Raw genomic sequence first — 2,815 nt, forward strand, 5'->3', positions numbered from 1 at the left:
CAATTTTCGAGGCCCCTTCAACGGCCTTTCAGATAGTTAGATGAGCAAAATCGGCACACTGTCGCACTATGCAGCATATAGATGACAAACTTGGGGTAAGGGCCTACCGAAACGGCTCCGGCCGGTCCCGCCGGCTCCGCCCGGTTGTTGGTGTGGATTGTTGCAAGGAATCGGGAGCCGAAAATCAGCGAACCACGCGCATGCCGCGCCGATCGCCGGAAGCTGCCGCGGGCCGCTCCGAACTTCCCAGGCCCGCCCGTTGCGCCAAGGCGTCCGCCTTGTCCGTTCGTTCCCATGTGAAGTCGGGATCGTTCCGGCCGAAATGACCGTAGGCGGCCGTCTTCTTGAAAATGGGGCGGAGAAGGCGCAGGTCGCGGATCATCTGGGCAGGTTTCAGCCGAAAGACCTGGCGTACCCATTCCGTGATCTGTTCCGAGGGGAACTTTCCGGTTCCGAAGGTATCCACCATGACGCTCACCGGCTCCGCCACCCCGATGGCGTAGGCCAGCTGCACCTCGCACCTGTCGGCCAGGCCGGCCGCCACGATGTTCTTGGCCACGTACCGGGCCATGTAGGAAGCGGTGCGATCCACCTTGGACGGATCCTTGCCCGAAAAGCACCCGCCGCCGTGGCGTCCGTAACCGCCGTAGGTGTCCACGATGATCTTGCGGCCCGTGAGGCCGCAATCCCCCATGGGGCCTCCGATGACAAAGCGTCCCGTGGCGTTGATGAAATATTTGGTTTGCGCGTCCAGAAATTCTACGGGGATGGCTTTCTTGATCACCTCTTCGATGATGCCTTCCTGCAAGGTTTCGTAAGAGACGTCCGGATGGTGCTGGGAGGCCACGACCACGGTGTCCACGCGGCGCGGCCGGCCGTCCACGTATTCCACGGTCACTTGCGACTTGCCGTCCGGGCGTAAAAAGCCCAGGATGCCGTCCTTTCGCACTTCCGCCAGGCGGCGGGTGATGCGGTGGGCGTAATGAATCGGCATGGGCATGAGGGTGCTGGTTTCCGTGCAGGCGTAGCCGAACATGAGCCCCTGGTCGCCGGCCCCCTGTTCTTCAAAGAGCCCTTCGCCGGCTGTCACCCCTTGGGAGATATCCGGCGATTGTTTGTCGATGCTGGTGATCACCGCGCAGGTTCTCCAGTCGAAGCCCATGTCGGAGCCGTCGTAGCCGATCTCGCGGATCGTGTGCCGGACAATCTCCGGGATGTCCACCCAACATCCGGTGGTGATCTCGCCCGAAACCACCGCCATGCCCGTGGTGACCATGGTTTCACAGGCGACACGGCATTCCTGGTCCTGTGCCATGATGGCATCCAGCACCGCATCGGAAACTCGGTCGGCGATCTTGTCCGGATGTCCTTCCGTCACCGATTCGGACGTGAAGAGAAACCTTTCTTTGCCCATGATCGTTTTCTTCCTCCTTTTGTGCCTTGTGTCGGCCGCGGTTCAAACGGCCGGCAGGTCGTTTTCAACAGGCAGAGAGCATCTCGGCCCCTGCGTCTTCATCTCAATGTCGGTGCGCCCGAACAGCCCTGGCAGCCGGCCGGAGAGTTGCCCCTCTCCCGGTAACCGCGTGGCTGTAGCCCCGCCGGGAAGATCCATCGCAAGGTCTTGATGTGACGGGAACTGTGCCCGATGGCCTATCCGACATCCGGAGGCTCTTCTGCGGCCTGGAAGGCAGCGCTCCGTTGAAACGCTCGTCTCGGCGTTCCTGGAAGTTCCCCCGGGGCTTCGGCCCGTCCCAGCCGTCAGGTCGACCGGACGCATCGCTTCTCGAACAGATCCTCGATGTCCGCTTCCGCCGTCTTTTGCCCCACGATGGCCCGGTAGCACAGTTTCCGGCCCGTGATGGAACGGCGGTGGCAATAGTCGGTTTGCTCCAGGATTTGGAAACAGGAATCCTGAAGCCTGTCCAACGCGTTCCGGTAGCCCGAGCGGTCATCTTCGCGCAGGAATTTGTCCCGGATGTTGAAGGCGATCCAGGATCCCTTAGGCACCAGATTGAACGCATTGAGAAAGGCCCGGGTGGGGATGTCGTTGAAGCCCAGGGCCGCTACCGTCACCAGCGTGTTGAACCGATACGATTGAAGGCGCTTGCGATTGAATTCGTCCAGCCGCGCCAGGTCCATGACCCAATAATGATCGTACAGCCCGGGGCGATCCCTTTCGGCGGCTTCCTTGGCCTCTTTGAGGATGTCAATGCCCACGAGAAACTCGCAGTGCCGAAGCTCGCTGAGCTTTTCGGACACCATGCCGTTGCCGGCTCCGAAATCGAGGGCCCGCAAAGAGTCGGGCCCTCCATGGCGTTTCATGGCCCGGTCGAGCAGGCCGCAGACCACATTGGGCGAGTCGCATCCCAGTTTCTTGTAGAAAAGCTCTTCGTAGAGTCCGGGGATCCGGTAGATGTCCCCGTAGTTGTGGAGGCGGATCTTTTGCATCCGCCCTCCCCTTTCCACGAAGATCCATTCTTCGTCCTGGTCCAGTGCGTCGGAAACCCTTGGAAAGACGATTCGGCATGGTTGTCCTTTCATCTCCACCCTCCCTTCGGCAGCCGTGGGTTCAGGGGACGAGATCAACCCGATGTTTGATGTGACCGAGGACACTTTACTTAGAAAACATACGAATGAGAATTTGTGGCATTAACATCGTTCTGATCGCAACATTTGGAGAACCATACCTGTTGAGAAAAAAATGTCAAGGAGTGCTTCGCACTCTGTTAACCCAAGTTTGTCACTTTTGTGTGTAAGTTACTGATTTTGTTGTAGAGTGCTTTCAAATTCTACACTACAAATTTTTCATTCGATG

General features: G+C 59.0%; 1 protein-coding gene and 1 pseudogene. Both read right to left on the minus strand.

Going from position 1 to position 2,815, the window contains the following annotated elements; translation table 11 throughout:
* Positions 1–247: 247 nt before the first annotated feature.
* Positions 248–1,414, minus strand: a pseudogene (gene metK, locus BUB04_RS18530) (methionine adenosyltransferase); the annotation flags it as partial.
* A gap of 344 nt (positions 1,415–1,758) precedes the next feature.
* Positions 1,759–2,541: a class I SAM-dependent methyltransferase gene (locus BUB04_RS18535; protein ID WP_073042278.1), complete on the minus strand. Its 783-nt coding sequence runs from the start codon at positions 2,539–2,541 to the stop codon at positions 1,759–1,761.
* Positions 2,542–2,815 lie beyond the last annotated feature (274 nt).

This window comes from Desulfacinum infernum DSM 9756, assembly GCF_900129305.1.
GTDB lineage: Bacteria > Desulfobacterota > Syntrophobacteria > Syntrophobacterales > DSM-9756 > Desulfacinum > Desulfacinum infernum.

Coding starts and splice junctions, on each gene's coding strand:
- BUB04_RS18535 (WP_073042278.1), bottom strand. CDS start 2,541: ATGAAAGGACAACCATGCCGAATCGTCTTTCCAAGGGTTTCCGACGCA.